Source organism: Alteriqipengyuania flavescens (assembly GCF_030406725.1).
Classification (GTDB): domain Bacteria; phylum Pseudomonadota; class Alphaproteobacteria; order Sphingomonadales; family Sphingomonadaceae; genus Alteriqipengyuania_B; species Alteriqipengyuania_B flavescens.
On sequence record NZ_CP129107.1, the window covers coordinates 1,813,107 to 1,829,156 of the forward strand.

General features: G+C 68.0%; 14 protein-coding genes. 6 read left to right on the forward strand and 8 right to left on the reverse strand.

Annotation, left to right across the window (positions count from 1 at the left end; all coding sequences use genetic code 11):
- Positions 1 to 13 precede the first annotated feature (13 nt).
- Genes QQW98_RS09400 through tsaD form a run of 4 tightly spaced genes read right to left on the reverse strand, consistent with a single transcriptional unit; the run spans position 14 to position 4,321 of the window.
- Positions 14 to 757 (reverse strand): OmpA family protein, encoded by a 744-nt coding sequence (locus tag QQW98_RS09400; protein WP_290134689.1) that lies wholly within the window; start codon positions 755 to 757, stop codon positions 14 to 16.
- Positions 754 to 2,301, reverse strand: a complete 1,548-nt coding sequence (locus QQW98_RS09405) for a lipopolysaccharide biosynthesis protein (protein WP_290134690.1) — start codon at positions 2,299 to 2,301, stop codon at positions 754 to 756. The genes QQW98_RS09400 and QQW98_RS09405 overlap by 4 nt, the downstream gene beginning before the upstream one ends.
- Complete coding sequence (locus tag QQW98_RS09410) at positions 2,298 to 3,287, reverse strand: NAD(P)H-dependent glycerol-3-phosphate dehydrogenase (RefSeq protein WP_290134691.1); 990 nt, start codon at positions 3,285 to 3,287, stop codon at positions 2,298 to 2,300. The genes QQW98_RS09405 and QQW98_RS09410 overlap by 4 nt, the downstream gene beginning before the upstream one ends.
- Positions 3,284 to 4,321, reverse strand: a complete 1,038-nt coding sequence (gene tsaD / locus QQW98_RS09415) for a tRNA (adenosine(37)-N6)-threonylcarbamoyltransferase complex transferase subunit TsaD (RefSeq protein ID WP_290134692.1) — start codon at positions 4,319 to 4,321, stop codon at positions 3,284 to 3,286. Before tsaD ends, QQW98_RS09410 begins: the two co-directional genes overlap by 4 nt.
- A gap of 41 nt (positions 4,322 to 4,362) precedes the next feature.
- Between tsaD and hemC the strand changes: the two genes are divergently transcribed.
- From hemC to QQW98_RS09430, 3 genes are read left to right on the forward strand one after another with little or no spacing between them, the layout of a single operon-like run.
- Positions 4,363 to 5,289: a hydroxymethylbilane synthase gene (gene hemC, locus QQW98_RS09420; protein WP_290134693.1), complete on the forward strand. Its 927-nt coding sequence runs from the start codon at positions 4,363 to 4,365 to the stop codon at positions 5,287 to 5,289.
- Positions 5,286 to 5,966: a uroporphyrinogen-III synthase gene (locus tag QQW98_RS09425; protein ID WP_290134694.1), complete on the forward strand. Its 681-nt coding sequence runs from the start codon at positions 5,286 to 5,288 to the stop codon at positions 5,964 to 5,966. The genes hemC and QQW98_RS09425 overlap by 4 nt, the downstream gene beginning before the upstream one ends.
- Before the next feature lie 49 nt (positions 5,967 to 6,015).
- On the forward strand, positions 6,016 to 6,951 hold the full coding sequence (locus QQW98_RS09430; RefSeq protein WP_290134695.1) for a hypothetical protein: 936 nt from the start codon (positions 6,016 to 6,018) through the stop codon (positions 6,949 to 6,951).
- Here the strand turns inward: QQW98_RS09430 and QQW98_RS09435 are convergent.
- Together QQW98_RS09435 and QQW98_RS09440 are read right to left on the reverse strand one after the other, a co-directional pair.
- Complete coding sequence (locus QQW98_RS09435) at positions 6,948 to 8,177, reverse strand: FAD-dependent monooxygenase (RefSeq protein WP_290134696.1); 1,230 nt, start codon at positions 8,175 to 8,177, stop codon at positions 6,948 to 6,950. The genes QQW98_RS09430 and QQW98_RS09435 overlap by 4 nt on opposite strands.
- The gene (locus tag QQW98_RS09440; RefSeq protein ID WP_290134697.1) at positions 8,174 to 9,832 is read right to left on the reverse strand and encodes an alkaline phosphatase family protein; all 1,659 of its coding nucleotides are present in this window, start codon (positions 9,830 to 9,832) and stop codon (positions 8,174 to 8,176) included. Before QQW98_RS09440 ends, QQW98_RS09435 begins: the two co-directional genes overlap by 4 nt.
- Before the next feature lie 75 nt (positions 9,833 to 9,907).
- Between QQW98_RS09440 and QQW98_RS09445 the strand changes: the two genes are divergently transcribed.
- On the forward strand, positions 9,908 to 11,968 hold the full coding sequence (locus QQW98_RS09445) for a protein-disulfide reductase DsbD family protein (RefSeq protein WP_290134698.1): 2,061 nt from the start codon (positions 9,908 to 9,910) through the stop codon (positions 11,966 to 11,968).
- Here QQW98_RS09445 and QQW98_RS09450 read toward each other — a convergent pair.
- Both QQW98_RS09450 and uvrB read right to left on the reverse strand, forming a co-directional pair.
- Entirely contained in the window at positions 11,913 to 12,458 is a 546-nt protein-coding gene (locus tag QQW98_RS09450) for a hypothetical protein (RefSeq protein WP_290134699.1), read from the reverse strand. The genes QQW98_RS09445 and QQW98_RS09450 overlap by 56 nt on opposite strands.
- Before the next feature lie 68 nt (positions 12,459 to 12,526).
- A complete protein-coding gene (gene uvrB / locus QQW98_RS09455) occupies positions 12,527 to 14,710 on the reverse strand; it encodes an excinuclease ABC subunit UvrB (protein WP_290134700.1) in 2,184 nt (727 codons plus the stop codon).
- A gap of 147 nt (positions 14,711 to 14,857) precedes the next feature.
- Here uvrB and QQW98_RS09460 point away from each other — a divergent pair, with 147 nt between their 5' ends.
- Together QQW98_RS09460 and QQW98_RS09465 are read left to right on the forward strand one after the other, a co-directional pair.
- Positions 14,858 to 15,421 carry a DUF3617 domain-containing protein gene (locus tag QQW98_RS09460; protein WP_290134701.1) on the forward strand — a complete coding sequence of 188 codons (564 nt, stop codon included), beginning with the start codon at positions 14,858 to 14,860 and terminating at the stop codon, positions 15,419 to 15,421.
- 11 nt (positions 15,422 to 15,432) lie between these two features.
- Positions 15,433 to 16,026 (forward strand): DUF3617 domain-containing protein, encoded by a 594-nt coding sequence (locus tag QQW98_RS09465; protein WP_290134702.1) that lies wholly within the window; start codon positions 15,433 to 15,435, stop codon positions 16,024 to 16,026.
- Positions 16,027 to 16,050: the final 24 nt, after the last annotated feature.

Sequence of the window (16,050 nt, forward strand, 5' to 3'; positions counted from 1 at the left end):
TATCCGTCATGGTTCAGCGCGGCCCCGGCGTGTCGATCGGCGTCGGGCGCAGCGGCACGGTGGCCACCACGTCGAATTCGATCCGGCGGTTGGCCGGGTCGGCGGGATCGAGGCCTTCGACCGGCTCGCGGCTGCCGACGCCGCGGATGCGCAGCCCGTCCGCCGGGATGCCGCGCCGCATCAGCGCGTCGCGCACGGCTGCGGCGCGCTGGCCGGACAGGGCGATGTTGCCGGGCTCCGGCCCCGAACGGTCGGTGTGGCCGGTGATGGCGATGATCGCGCCGAGGCACGGGCGCAGCGCTTCTGCCACCTCGTCCACCAGCGCGACGCTGCCTCTCTCGATGGCGGCAGAGGATTCCTCGAAGCGGATGGAACGGGCACGCAGCAAAGCCTCGACATCTTCCTGGCAGTGGAGCGGGCTTTGCGCCGCAGCGGCCTCCACCGCGTCGGGCGTGCCGCCATTGCCCCAGCTGATGCCGCCCACGCCCGGAATGGCGTCGACCGCCCGGGCAATATCGGCGCGCACCGCATCGGGCAGCCGCTCCCCGCCTTCCAGGATAGGGTGGCGGGTCAGCCACCTGTCGCCAAGCGTGAAATCGGCCGTCACGCCGACCCCGCCATTGGCCGCGATTTCCCTTGCCGCCGCAGCCTCGAGCGGGGCGACGATGTCGGGCCCGCTGCGCGCCGCGCCCAGCCAGCCGAGCGCGATGACCAGCACCGCCCCGCCGGCGATTTTCCCTACATTGCGGGTCATCATGGCACGGTCTCCGCATCCTTGCGCACCTTGCGGCTGAACAGCACGCGGTCCTCCGGCCCGAAGCCGCGGAACCAGATCACCGCGCCATAGGTGCCGAGGATCGCCGGGATGCCGACCAGCAGCTCGAGCCATTCGGGCAGCAGCGTGGCGAGATAGCCGACCACCACTGCCGGCGCGGCGGCATAGACCAGCGCCCAGCGGAAGTTGTTGACCGAAAAGCCGAGCAGGCGGCCGAGCATGAAGCTCTTCACAAGGCTCGCCGTGCCGAGGGTGATGAACAGCGCGGCAGCGGCGGCGGGCGCTTTGAGCGATTCGCGCATGCCGTAATGTTCGATCGCCAGCATCGCGCCGATCGTCAGCGCGGCCTGCAGGCCGATGGTGAACAGCGACACGTAAAGGTTCTTCATCCGCGCCATGTAGATCAGCGCCGCTTCCGACACCACGGCGAGCGCGGCGACCACTTCGGCGGCCAGCAGGATCGCGAGCGCGCCGGTACCGCTGACGAATTCCGGCCCGATCAGGCCCATCACAGCCTCGCCCGGAATGCCGAGCGCCAGCGCGATCCCGGCCTGCATCGCGAGGATCCAGAAGCCGACCTGGCACACCTGCTTGCCGATGGCCTTGTAGTCTTTTTCCTTCAGCTTGCGGGTGATGACGGGGCCGAGGATGGGCTCGAAACTGGTCTTCAGCTTGCTGGGGAGCGAGGTGACCTGCTGGACGGCGTAGTAGATGCCGATGGTGGACAGGCTGGCGAACTGGGCAAGGATCGCGATGTCGAGCTTGCGCGAGCCCCATTCGACCGCGTCGGCCCCGGCCAGCGGCAGGCTGTTCCACGCCAGCCGGCCGATGCGGCGCGGATGCGGCATCCACCCGCGCGGCAAGCCATAGGCGCGGTAGAGCGGGATGAAGGCCGCGAAACAGGCGGCGAAGATCGACAGGACGTAGGCAAGCTCCAGCCCGGCATCTGGGGTGAGGTAGAACAGCACGCCTGCGGCAATGGAGATCGTCCACGGTTCCACCACCGCGCGCGCCTTTACCGTGGTGCCGATGTCGTAGCGATAGGCGCATCCGGCGAGGGCGATCTCGGTCAGGCAGAAGGGCAGGATCGACAGCGGCAGCAGCAGCGCAAGATCGTCGTTCCGGCCGCGCGGAAACATCGGGTCGGGAAACAGCGACAGCAGGACCATGAAGCACGCGGCGACGATGGCGCTCATCACCATGCCATCGGCGATGACATGGGACGGATGGCGATCCTCGTCCTGGCTCAGCTGCTGGGCGAGGCCGCGTTTCTGGCCGAGGCAGGCGAGCTGGCTGGTCAGTTCGATGATGACGAGCGCGGCTGCGAAGCGGCCCATCGCCTCGTCCCCGTACATGCGCCCGGCGATGAAGAGGAACGGGATACGCGCGGCGAGGCGCAGCAGGAAACCGAAGAAATTGGTCTGCCCGCCCTTCGCCAGCGCGGCGATATCGCCGCCCGCCGCATCGGGACCGGGCTTCGTCGCGGGATTGGCCGGCGGTGCGCCCTTGCCGTCGGGATCGCTCAAGCGCCTTGCCCTTCGGTGGTGAGCGGGCGGGCGAGCAGCTCGGTCACGATGTCGCGTGCGGCTGCGCCTTGCAGCAGGCGATCGACCGCCGCCACGATGGGCATGGCGATACCGCGTTGTTCCGCGAGGCCGGCCAGGACCGGTGCGGTATGCGCGCCCTCTGCCACGGTGGTGCGGTTGGCCATCAGGACCGCGGCCGACTGGCCTTCGCCCAGCGCCTTGCCGAGCGAGAAATTGCGGCTGGAGGTGGAAGAACAGGTCAGGACAAGATCGCCGAGGCCGCAGAGCCCGGCGAGCGTTTCCGGCTGCGCGCCCAGCGCCACGCCGAAACGGGTCATTTCGGCATATCCGCGCGCGATTAGCGCGGCGCGGGCATTCTGGCCGAGGCCGAGCCCGTCGACCACGCCGCAGGCAATGGCGAGCACGTTCTTGACCGCACCGCCGATTTCCGCCCCGGTCACGTCGTCGGAATAATAGGGGCGGAACGCGGCCCGCGCGATCACGGGGGACAGCCGCTCCCACTGCTCTCGCCCACCGGCACAGGCGAGGGTCACGGCGGTCGGCAGGCCGGCAGCAACCTCGTGCGCGAAGGTCGGCCCGCTGAGCACCGCGATGGCGCTGCCGGGTGCGGCTTCGCGCGCGACGTCGTTCATCAGCTTGCCGGTGCCGGCTTCGATACCTTTCGAACACAGCACGAGATCGCGCGGGTTCGCTCCCATCGCGCCGATCACGCTGCCGAGATGCTGGGCGGGCGTGACGGCGAGGACCGTGTCGATCCCTTCGAGCAGGGTCAGGTCGCCGGTCGCCCGGATTGAAGGCGCAAGCTCGGCCCCGGGCAGGAAGGCGGAATTGCGATGGGCGGAATTGATCTCTTCCACCACTTCCGCCTCGCGCGCCCAGAGCAGCACATCGCGCCTGTCGCTCGCGAGCATCTGCGCCAGCGCGGTGCCCCACGCACCGCCGCCGATTACGGCGACCGAGGTCATGCCTTCACTCCCGCACCGCGCGCCGGGGCGGCATCGGGGTCGAGCGGCCAGCGCGGGCGAGCGGACACGTCGAGCGGGTCGGCGGCAAATCCCGCGGCAAGCCGTTCCTGCCCCGCCCAGGCGATCATCGCGGCGTTATCGGTGCATAGCGCCATCGGCGGCGCGGTGAAGGGAAGGCCGAGGGTGGCGGCGAAATCTTCCAGCGCCCCGCGCATCGCGGCATTCGCGGCGACGCCGCCTGCCACCACCAGCGCGGAGACCGGCGGCATCGTCTCGAATGCGACGCCGAGCCGGTCGACTACGCAGTCGATCGCGGCCTGCTGGAAGCTTGCGGCGATATCGGCGTTGGCATGCTCGCCGCTTTCATGCACGCGCATAACCGCGCTCTTGAGCCCGGCGAAGCTGAAATGGGGTTCCCCGCTGCCGACCAGCGGGCGGGGAAGGGGAACGGCGCGCGGATCGCCTTCCCGCGCCAGCTTCTCGACCGCCGGACCGCCCGGATAGCCGAGACCGAGGATCTTGGCGGTCTTGTCGAATGCCTCGCCCAGAGCATCGTCGATGGTCGTCGCAAGGCGGCTGTACCGGCCGACGCCCTCGACGCGCAGGATCTGGCAGTGCCCGCCGGATACAAGCAGCAAGGCGTAGGGGAATTGCAGTGCCGCGTCGGCCAGGCGGGGGCTCAGCGCGTGGCCTTCCAGATGGTTGACCGCCAGCAGCGGCTTGTCGCCCGCCATCGCCAGCGCCTTTGCCGTGACAAGGCCGACCATGACCCCGCCGATCAGCCCGGGGCCGGCGGTGGCAGCAATCGCATCGCAATCGGCGAGAGTGAGGCCCGCTTCATCGAGCACCTCCTGCACCAACGGCGCGAGCCGTTCGGAATGGGCACGCGCGGCGATCTCCGGCACCACGCCGCCATAGGGCGCGTGTTCGTCCACCTGCGAAGCAATACGCTCCGCCAGGATCCGCCGGTCATGGGTGACGAGCGCTGCTGCGGTTTCGTCGCAGCTCGATTCAATGCCAAGGACAACCCCCATCGCCGCTTTCCCTTAGCCGATATGCCGACTAGGGCAAACGCATGTCCGATGGAGTGCAGATCAGGCTCGGCACGCGCCGTTCGCCGCTGGCGATGGCGCAGGCGGAGGAAACGGCCCGTCGCCTGTGCGCGGCGCACGGCTGGAGCGGGGAGGCGGTGGAGCTGGTCCCCGTCATTTCCAGCGGCGACAAGATCCAGGATCGCCCCCTGGCGGAGATCGGCGGCAAGGCCCTGTGGACGCGCGAGCTCGACCTCTGGCTCGCCGATGGGCGCATCGATGCGGCGGTCCATTCGCTGAAGGATGTCGAGACGATCCGTCCGCAGGAAATCGCGATTGCCGCCATGTTGCCGCGCGCCGATGTGCGCGACCGGCTGGTGGGTGCGCGCAGCATCGCCGCCATTCCTTCGGGCGCGGTCGTGGGCACCTCTGCACCGCGCCGGGCCGCGCAGATCCTCCACGCCCGGCCGGACTGCAAGGTCGTGTCAATCCGCGGCAACGTCGCCAGCCGGCTGGCAAAGCTCGCGGCGGGGGAGGTGGACGCGACTTTTCTCGCGGCTGCGGGGCTGAAGCGGTTGGGCGAGACAGGCGTCGGCCATGCCCTCGATCCGGACGAGTGGCTCCCGGCCCCGTCGCAGGGGGCTATCGGGATCGAGTGCCTTGCCACGAACCCGCGGGCGACGGAACTGCTGGCGCCGCTCGACGATGCCGATACGCGGGCAGGCGTTTCGACGGAGCGCGCTCTGCTCGCAGCCTTGGGCGGCACGTGCCACAGCCCGATCGCCGCGCTGACCGAAGTCACGGGCGACGCGGTCGTGCTGACCGCCGCGATCTTCAGCCCCGACGGCGCCCACCGCGTGGACGGCACGGCAACGATGGCGCGCGGCGATTACGGTCCGGCGCACCGCCTCGCCCGCGACCTGCTGGACCGCGCGGTGCCCGCCATCCGCTCCGTTTTCGAGGCGGCGTGACCCGGGTCGTCGCCTTCAGGCCGGAGCCGGGATTGTCCCGCACGATTGCTGCCGGGCAAGAGGCTGGCATCGAGATTGCCGGAGCACCGCTCGGCGAGGTCGCGGCCGTGCCCTGGGATGCGCCGCCCGCGCGTGAATACGACGGCCTGCTGGTCGGCAGTGCCAATGTCTTCCGGCACGGCGGCAGGGCCTTGCAAGGCCTGCGCGCGCTTCCGGTTCACTGTGTCGGCGAAGCGACGGCCGAAGCCGCACGGGCGGAAGGGTTTTCGGTCGCAAGGACGGGCGAGGGCGGCTTGCAGACAGTGCTCGACGGCCTGACCGGCAAGGATATCCGCCTGCTGCGCCTGTCCGGAAGCGAGAGGGTGAACCTCAGCCCCACCGCCAAGGTCGAGGTGGACGAGATCGCGGTCTACGAAGTCCGGCCCCTGCCGCTGGACATGATCGTGGCACAAGGGTTGCCGGGCAGCATCGCACTGCTCCATTCAGCCGCCACCGCGCGCCATCTTGCGCAGGAATGCGACCGGTTGGGTATCGACCGCGCGGCTGCCACCGTGGCGGCACTCGGCCCGCGGATCGCTGCTGCCGCAGGGCCCGGCTGGGCGGCAATCCACAGCGCCGAACGGCCCAACGACGCCCATTTGCTGGCGCTGGTGTCGCAAATCTGTAAAACGGCCTGAGGGACGGAATGCTGCCACGGCAGCCAATTGGATCGGCAAGCCTTAATTCATGATCGAAGATTACCCTGCGCGCATGCGGAACGAGCGGGCTCCGAAATCGAAAACCCGACTGATCGCCACCGTGGCGCTGGTCGGCTTTCTCGTCGGCGGGGCGGCGGCCGGCATCGCCGCGTGGCAAACCGGCCTGTTCGACCGGCCTACCGAATATGTCGAGGTGCCCACGCCCGACGAGCTGGACGCGGCGCTGCCCGATGCGACGATCGATCCCAGCCCCACGCCGTCCGCCACCGCCAGCGAGCCTGCCACCGCGCGCCAGGTGGACCAGGTCGTGCGCCAGACCGGCGGGCTCGACCAGCGCATCGCCGCGCTCGAACAGCGCCTCGCCCGGCTCGATTTGCAGGCCGAGGCGGCCGCCGGCAACGCGGCGCGCGCGGAAAGCCTGCTGATCGCCTTTTCCACCCGCCGCACGCTGGAACGCGGCGGCGACCTGGGCTTCCTTGCCGACCAGTTGCGCCTGCGCTTCGGCGAGGCGAAGCCGCGCGCGGTGCGCACCATCCTCGACCTCAGCCGCGAACCTGTCCGGCTGGACGAGCTCGCCGCGCGCCTCAACGGGATGGAGGACGACCTCGTCGGCAATCCGGAAGGCGAGGGGTTCTTCGCCAACCTATCGCGCAACCTGGGTTCGCTGTTCATCATCCGCCGCACCGATACACCTTCGCCGCAGCCCGAACGCCGGGTCGAGCGCGCGAAAGAGGCGTTGCAGAACGGGCGGGTGTCGATCGCGATCGAGGAGATCCGGCGGCTGCCGACCGCGGGCATTGCGGAAGACTGGCTCGACGATGCGGAACGTTATGTCCGCTTGCAGGATGCCTTGGAGCAGCTCGAGAGTGCGGCGATCCTGGAACCCGAACTTCTACGTGATTCCCAAGGAGAGAATGTCACTCAGCCGGGCACTACTTCGTCACCTGCGGTCAGGCGCAACTAGCCTTTGAGCAGTTCGGGCAAGTCGCCCGACACGCCGCGCGCCTCGTCCATGAAGAAACGCTTCAGCATGCCGCTGCGCTGGACGCCGGCCATGCCGAGCCGCCGGACCGCGCTTGCAGCCTTGCCGGGGATGCCGAACAGGCGAGTGAGCCCGTCGGTCGCCAGCGCGACCGAGAACGCGTCCAGCCCGCGCCAGGTCTCGTAGCGCTTGAGCAGTTGCGCGTCGCCGGGTTCGAGCCCCAGCCGTCGTCCTTCGTCCAGCACCTCGACCAATGCGCCCACGTCGCGCAGGCCGAGGTTCAGGCCCTGGCCCGCGATCGGGTGGATGCCGTGGGCCGCGTCGCCGACCAGCACCAGCCGATTATCCGTGATCCTGGCCGTGTGATGGAAGCCGAGCGGCCACGCAGCGCGCGACCCTTCGAGCGAGAGCGAGCCGAACATGCCGCCCATGCGCTTTTCCACCTCGTGCAGGAACGCGCGATCGTTGAGGGCGACATAGGCCGCCGCCTCGTCCGCCGCGACGGTCCACACCAGCGCGCTGCGATGCTGCCCGTCCGGCCCGTCGAGCAGGGGGAGGAGGGCAAAGGGCCCGTCGGGGTAAAAGATTTCCCACGCGACGTTGTCGTGCGGTTTCGCGTGGGCGAGGCCGGTGACGATGGCAGCGTGGCTGTATTGCCATTGGGCCATGCCGATGCCCGCTTCGTCGCGGGTGGGGGAGCGGCGCCCCTCGGCGGCGACCATCAGGCTGGCAGAAAGCACCGTACCGTCCGCCAGTGTCGCCGACACGCCGTGAGCGTCACGCAGGCGCGCGCTTATCTCGGCCTTGGCGTGCCACGCGATCTTGGGCTCTTTCGCGGCGGCTTCGAACAGGGCAGTGCGCAAAGTGCGGTTGGCGAACATGCGCCCGAGGGATCCTTCGTGCGGCTCGGGCTGGAAGTCGATCCGGCCGGGGCGCTGCTGGTCGGTCACCGCGATACTGGCGATGGGGCAGGCATGCGGTTCCAGCGCCGGAGAGAGGCCGATGTTCTTGAACAGGTTCCAGCTTGCAGTGCTGATCGCGGTGGCGCGCCCGTCGTACCCCTCCGCCGTCAGTTCCGCCGGATCGGCGCGATCGACGACATGGCTGGTCAGGCCGCGGCGGGCGGCGGTCAGCGCCAGCGTCATGCCGACGAGCCCGCCACCGAGGATTAGCAGATCGCGCCGGTCCGAGGGGGAGCGATCGCTCATTCGCAGCTGCTTTCCGCCCCGGCCACGATGTCGCGGCACACGCCGTCCAGCCCTTCGGCTGCCGGCATGCCGAGCACGCCCATCAGCGTCGGCAGGATGTCCGGCGTCACGATCGGCAGCGATTGTTCGAAATTCGCGATGCCGGGCCGCCAGAACAGGATCGGCACGCGGCGGTCGTAATCCCACGGGCTGCCATGCGTGGCGATATAACTGCCGGGATCGGGGATCGGCGTGACTTCGGGCTGCAGCAGGACGAGGAGATCGCCCGAGCGGCCGGGGTAATGCGACGCGCGCAGCCGCTCCACCAGCGACCAGCCGCGCGGATCGCCTGCGGGGATGTCGACTTCCATGATCTGGGCGCTGGTGTAGGTCTGAGCGACGTCCGGATGCGCTTCGTACAGGCCCTGAGCCATGGAGAGCACTTCGGCGTGGCGCTCGGCCGGGACAAGCGGGTGGACGTACACGTCACCGAAGGGCGAATCGCCCGCAAGCGCCGGTACGTCGAAGCCCATCGCTTCGGAAATCCGCGCGCCCACGGCTTCGGGCGCGAGGATTGGATCGACCCGGCGCGCATCGGGCGCGCCTTGCGCGATGGCGCGTTCGGGAATGTCGAGCCCGCCGTGGTCGGCGGTCAGCACCACGACATAGTCCGTACCGCGGGCATCGAGTGCGGCGAAGAAATCGCCCAGTTCGCGGTCGATACTGGCGACCGTGATGCAGGATTCGACGCCGTTGGTGCCGTAGCCGTGGCCCACGTAATCGGCGGCCGACAGGCTGATCGAGAGGACATCGACCACGCCGCGCCCGCCAAGCGCGTGTTCCGCCACCAGCCCTTCGGCAATGTCGAGCACCGCGCTGTCGCTGCGCGGGGAGGCGAGGAAGCCGCGCCCGTCATCGGCGGTGAGCACGAAGCTGCCCGTTCCCACGGTGCGCTCGCCCACGGCAAAGGGGATGCTGCGGCTGTCGCAATAGGAAGGGACGGGCAGGGCAGGGGCACCGCTCGCCAGCGTCGCTGCCACTTGCGCATTGACCCGGTCGACCGACGCGCTCGGCCCGCTGGCGCCGAAATTGCCGAAGCCCTTGCCGGTCCACCAGAAGATAGCGTCCGCCGTCGGCCCAGCCATCATCAGCGCGGCGCGATCCTTGCCGGAAATCGCGACATTGCGGCTGCCCGGCGAAACCGCCTTCAACCGCCCGCCCAGCGTAGGGACGAGGAGGTTGATGGAACTGGCGACAAAGCGTTCCTCGCTTTGCTGCGGGACCCCGGCCGGGTCTTCCGCGCAGTAGATTTCCTTGTTGTCCCGCGCCACGGTGAAATCCGCCCAGCCATTGGCGATGATGCCGGTGTTGGCGGGGTAGAAGCCGGTCAGGATGGTCGAATGGCCGGGACACGTCTCGGTCGCCGCCTGCGCCTGGTATCCGTTGGGGAATACTGCACCGTCCAGTAGCCGGGCAAGCCCGCCCGTATAATGGGCGCGATATTGTTCGAACAGGTCCGAGGAAAGCTGGTCGACGGAGATCGCCACCACCAGCGTGGGCGAGTCGCCGGACGACGGTACCACTGCCGGGGGCGTGCTGGCCGCAGGCTCCTGAGCGGCGGCGCAGCCACCGGCAAGCAGGGCGAAAGCTGGGATCAGGGCGGCTAGCGGCTTCATGACGGTCTCCAACATATGCGGCAGTGCTTTACAGAGGCGGTTGCCGAGGGCAAGCGCGCCCTGATGTATCCGCGAATGATGACGGTTGTTCGGCTGATGGCGCTGGCGCTGCTGCTGGCCTGCGGGCTGGCGCAGCCAGCCTCCGCGCAGGTGCAGGTGCAGGCACAGGCGCAATTGCGCAATCCAGCGACGCTGGCCGTCGAAGGCCCGGTGCTGCCGGGCGAAACGGTCGAGGTCGCCATTGCCTTTGCGCCCCGCGAAGGCTGGCACGGATACTGGTTCAACCCCGGCGATGCGGGCAAGGGCATGGAATTGCGCTGGGACCTGCCGCCCGGCTGGCGGGTGGGGGAGCCGCGCTACCCCGTGCCGGAGACACTGTTCGCCTTCGGCTTCATGAACCACGTCTACAAGTCGCCTTATGCCGTGCTGGTGCCGCTGAGCGTGCCGGCCGGCGCGGCGGAGGGCCCCACGTTGCTCGGGGTGCGGGCGGAATATCTCGCCTGTTCGGATTCGCTCTGCGTGCGCGAAACTGCGGATCTGGTCGGCAACGTGGTGGTGGGCGCGCAGGGCCGGCGCGATCCGCGCTTCGCCCGCTGGGAAGCAAAAATCCCGCCGCGCATCGATGCCAAGGCGCGGGTCGAACGCGAAGGCGAGACCCTGCGTATCGCGATCCCCCTGCCGCAAACGCAGGCGCTGGGCCGCCCGCATGTGTTCATCGCGGAGGACGGCCTCGTCCAATATGGCGAGCAGCAGGCATTCTATCGCGGCGAGGACCGGCTCGTGGCCGTGCTGGCGGCCAAGGGCGATGCCAATCCGCGCAGCCTGTCGGGCGTCCTGCGTTTCGGCAACAGCGGCCGCGGGATCGCCTTTACTGCGGAGCGGGGGCCGGTGGGGCTGGGTTCGACCACGCCGCTGGGGGCCCGCAACGGCCCGTCGATCGGATGGCTGTTCCTGGCGGCCTTCGTCGGCGGGATCGTGCTCAACATCCTGCCCTGCGTGTTTCCGATCCTCAGCCTGAAGGCGCTCCACCTCGCCCGCGCGGGTGAGAGCGAGAGCGCCGCGCGGCGCGATGCGCTGGCCTATACGGCCGGCGTGATGGTCGCCGTGCTTGGCCTCGGCGCGCTACTTCTCGCCTTGCGGGCGGGCGGGGAGCAGGTGGGCTGGGCGTTCCAGCTCCAGAAGCCGGGCATCGTGCTCGCCCTGCTGGTGCTGGTCACAGCCATCACCGCGAACCTTGCAGGCGTGTTCGAGCTGCCGACACTGGCCGGGGGGCGCCAGGCGAGCGGGTCCTTTGCCACCGGGCTCCTCGCCGCCTTCATCGCGACGCCGTGCACCGGTCCCTTCATGGCGGCAGCGCTGGGCGCGGCGCTAATCCTGCCGACGCAATATGCGCTTGGCCTGTTCGCCGCTCTGGGCCTCGGTTTTGCGCTGCCTTTCCTGTTGCTCGGCTTCGTGCCGGCACTGCGCAGCCGTTTGCCGAGGCCGGGCAGCTGGATGGCGCATTTCCGCCGCTGGATGGCGCTGCCGATGGGCGTGACGGCGCTTGCGCTGCTGTGGCTGGCCGTGCGCATCGGCGGCTGGCCCTTTGCCGCCATCGGCCTTGCCATCGCGCTGGTGGTGATCGCCATGCTGATGGGGGCCGGACGCCGCCAGCGCGGCGGCAAGCCCGTGGGCGGCGGGATGATCGCGGGCGGGCTCGCCGTGGTCCTCACGCTGGCCGTCGTCGCGCCGCGCTGGATCGACGAGGTGGAGGCCGACGCCGGCGTGCTCGACCCGGCGGATTTCAGCGAGGCTACTCTCGCGCAGGCGAAGGCGACGGGCCGGCCGGTCTTCCTGTGGTTTACCGCCGACTGGTGCCTGACGTGCAAGGTCAACGAGAAGGTCGCTATCGAACGCGAGGCCACGCGCGATGCCTTTGCCGGTGCGGGCGTGATCGCGATCCGCGGCGACTGGACGCGCAGCAATCCTGCCATCACCCGCTATCTCGAAAGCAAGGGCGCGGCGGGGATCCCGCTCTATGTCTGGATCGACCGGGACGGCGAGGAACAGGTCCTGCCGCAGGTGCTCGGCCCCGACACCCTCATCGATCTGGCAGAGGCGAGCCCGAAGAACCCGGCGCGCGGCACTCCGCAATAAGCCGGCCGGGAAGCGGGCTAGCGGGCAGGTCCAACCGCCCGCCGCCGGGCAGCGTCGCGTAAAGATCGCGGCTTCCGGTCAGCGGGTCGAGATCGGGCGAATCTGCCGCGACAGTCCCTTCCCAGCGCCAGCGATTGCCGCGCCAGGTGGCATCGACCGGGATGCGCGCCATCGTGCCGTTGCCGATGAAGGCGAAGAAAGCCTGCGCTTCCGCATCGGCGGCAAGGTGGCGCACGATGCGCACGGCGTTCGCGCCGTCCTTGCCCGGCTCGCAGGCGATCGAAAGGAACGGGCGGTCACCGATGTTGCCGAACAACAGCTGGCCGTCAGGTCCGGGCGACCAGATCGCTTCGCTCGTGTCGGGAGACTCGATCGGCTCGGATGGCCCGGCGTAAGCTTTTTCGAGGTCGATACGCTGCTGCGCATTGTTCTGCTCCGGCTGCTGGCACGCGGCGAGGAGGAGCGGGAAAGCGAGGAAAGGCAGACGCATCGCGCGCCATCTAGGCACGCGGAATGCGATGGCCAAGCAGGCAGGCCGCCGCAGCGGCGGATAAATGTTCAGCGCGGGCCGAAGCGCTTCTTCTGCGTGCCGCCGTAGCGTGTCTTGCGCGTGCCCGGCTTGCCTTCGTTGCTGCGTCCGACGACGGGCGCCTTCTTCTCGCCGTCGGGCAAACCTAACTCGTCCGCTTCCAGCTTGCGGATTTCGTCGCGCAGGCGGCCGGCTTCCTCGAATTCCAGATCGGCTGCGGCAGCGCGCATCTTCTTTTCCAGATCCTCGATATAGGCGCGCAGGTTGTGGCCGACGAAGCTGGGCGCTTCGTCCTTCTCGATCAGGCCTTCGCCTGCCGGGCTGTGGGCGACGATATCCTGGATGCCGCGAATGATGGTTGTCGGCGTGATGCCGTGCTGCGCATTGTATTCGCGCTGCTTTTCGCGCCGGCGCTCGGTTTCCGCCATCGCGCGCTCCATGCTGCCGGTGATCCGGTCGGCATAGAGAATGACCTTGCCGTCGACGTTACGCGCCGCGCGGCCGATGGTCTGGATAAGGCTTGTTTCGGAGCGCAGGAACCCTTCCTTGTCTGCATCGAGGATGCACACCAGCCCACATTCCGGGATGTCGAGCCCTTCGCGCAGCAGATTGATCCCGACCAGCACGTCGTATACGCCCATCCTGAGGTCGCGGATCAGCTCGATACGCTCCAGCGTCTCGACGTCAGAGTGCATGTAGCGGACCTTCACGCCCGCCTCGTGCATGAATTCCGTAAGATCCTCCGCCATCCGCTTGGTCAGCGTGGTGACGAGCGTGCGATAACCCTTCGCAGCGGTCTTCTTGCACTCTTCGATGCAGTCCTGGACCTGGTCCTCGACCGGGCGGATTTCCACCGGGGGGTCGATCAGGCCGGTCGGGCGGATGACCTGTTCGGCGAACACGCCGCCGGTCTGCTCCAGCTCCCACCCGCCGGGCGTGGCGGAGACGGCAAAGGTCTGCGGGCGCATCGCGTCCCACTCGTTGAAGCGCAAGGGGCGGTTGTCGATGCAGCTCGGCAGGCGGAAGCCGTATTCGGCCAGCGTCAGCTTGCGGCGGTGGTCGCCCTTCGCCATCGCGCCGATCTGCGGCACGGTCTGGTGGCTTTCATCGACGAACAGCAGCGCGTTTTCCGGCAGATATTCGAACAATGTCGGCGGCGGTTCGCCGGGCAAACGGCCGGTGAGGAAACGGCTGTAATTCTCGATGCCTGCGCACGAGCCTGTTGCCGCGATCATTTCCAGGTCGAAATTCGTGCGCTGCTCCAGCCGCTGCGCTTCCAGCAGCAGGCCTTCCCCGTGCAGTTCCTTCAGCCGCTCTTCCAGCTCGAACTTAATGGCCTGCGTCGCCTGTTTCATCGTCGGGCCGGGGGTGACGTAGTGGCTGTTGGCGTAGATGCGCACGGTCTTCAGCTCCGCGCCCTTCTTGCCGGTCAGCGGATCGAATTCGTGGATGCTCTCGATCTCGTCGCCGAAAAAGCTGACGCGCCAGGCCATGTCCTCGTAATGGCTGGGGAAGATTTCGAGGCTGTCGCCTCGCACGCGGAAATTGCCGCGCGAAAAGCCCGCGTCGTTGCGCTTGTACTGCAGCGCCACGAGCTTGCGGATCAACTCGCGCTGGTCGACGCTCTCGTCCTTCTTGATGTCGAAGATCATGGCCGAATAGGTCTCGACCGAACCGATACCGTAAAGGCAGGAGACCGAGGCGACGATGATGACGTCGTCGCGTTCGAGCAGGGCGCGCGTGGCCGAATGGCGCATCCGGTCGATCGCCTCGTTCACCGAGCTTTCCTTCTCGATGTAGGTGTCCGACCGCGGCACGTAGGCTTCCGGCTGGTAGTAGTCGTAATAGCTGACGAAATATTCGACCGCATTGTGCGGGAAGAAGCTCTTCATCTCGCCATAGAGCTGCGCTGCGAGGATCTTGTTGGGGGCAAGGATCAGCGCGGGCCGCTGCAGTTCCTCGATCACCTTGGCCATGGTGAAGGTCTTGCCGCTGCCGGTGACGCCCAGCAGGGTCTGCGTCTGCTCGCCATCCTTCGCGCCTGCCACCAGTTCGGCGATGGCGGTAGGCTGGTCGCCGGCAGGCTCGTAATCGCTCACCAGCTCGAAGCGCTTGCCGCCCATCGATTTTTCCGGCCGCGCGGGCTTGTGCGGTACGAAATCGCCGGTGGTGTCGGGCTCTTCCAGACCGCGCCTGATGATCAGTTCTGCCATGGCGGACCATATGGGGAACGCCGCCGGATGGCGCAACATGGGACAGGGGGAAGGGCGCGCGGAATTCGGCCTTAGCTTTGCGGGCATTGTCTGCCATAAGGCCCGCCAAGCCGCATTTATGCGCAAGAATAATCAGGGGAGTTTCACATGAACAAGTATGCATCGATCGCAATCGGCTTGCCGCTCGGCCTTGCCCTGGCAGCCTGTGGCGGAAACGACGAAGCGGCGGAAGGTGCCGGCGAAACGGCTTCGGCAGAGGCCGTGATGGCGCAGCCGGGCGAATATCGCACCACCGCCACTTTGGCCGACCTCAACGTACCCAGCGCCGATGTGGGCCAGCTGGAGCAGATCCGCGCCATCCTCAGTGAAGGGCTGGCCGAGGGCAACACCTTCTGCCTCGCCGCGCAGGATGCCGAAGCCGCCGGCCGCGAACTGGCGAAGCAGCTAGCCGAAGGCGATTGCTCGGTCGAGGAATTCGCGCTCAACGGCGGGAACATGGACGCATCCATGATGTGCACCATCGATCTGGGTGAAGGCAGGACGTCCGAAGGCCCTGTCAGCGTGGAAGGCACGGTGCGCGAACAAAGCTCGTCCATGACCGTGGCTATGGACCAGGTGCTGCCGGGCGCCGGCGGATCCGAAATGACCGCCAACATGACCATCCGCATGGATTCCCAGCGGATCGGCGAATGCACCGCCGACGCGGGTTGAAGGGAAAGATAATGAAAAGACTGGGTAAGTTCGTTCTGGCGGCCGCCGCGCCGGCCATGATGCTGGCCGGCTGCAACGCAAGCGAAGGATCGGCCGATGCCGACGGTGACGGCACCATCTCCGAAGAGGAAATGGCCGGTGCGACCGAGGGGCTGACCAAGCTGCAGCCGGGCGAATACAAGATGGCGATGGAGCTGGTCTCCATCGAGGATGCCTCGCTGAGCGAAGAGGAAATCAAGCAGGCCAAGGAAGGCTTCGCGATGATGTCCAACATGGCGCCGCCGCGATGCATCACTGCCGAGGAAGGCGATGAAGGCATCATGGCCCTCGCCAAGGAAATGCAGCGCGGCGATTGCGAGACCACGAAGATGGTTTCCGACGCGAACAAGTTCGATGCTGAAATGACCTGCAAGGGGCCGCAGGGCGACGCCACGGTCGCCATGGAAGGCACCGCCACGGAAACCTCCTCGACCATGACCATGACCATGAGCCAGCCTGCCGGGCAGGACGCCGATGGCCCTAAGGGCGCGGTGATGCGCATTTCGATGGAACGGACCGGCGATTGCGGCACAGCGTCCGGTGGCGCGGCCAAGGAGGCCGGCTGATCGGCGCGCCGTCGCAACTTTTCT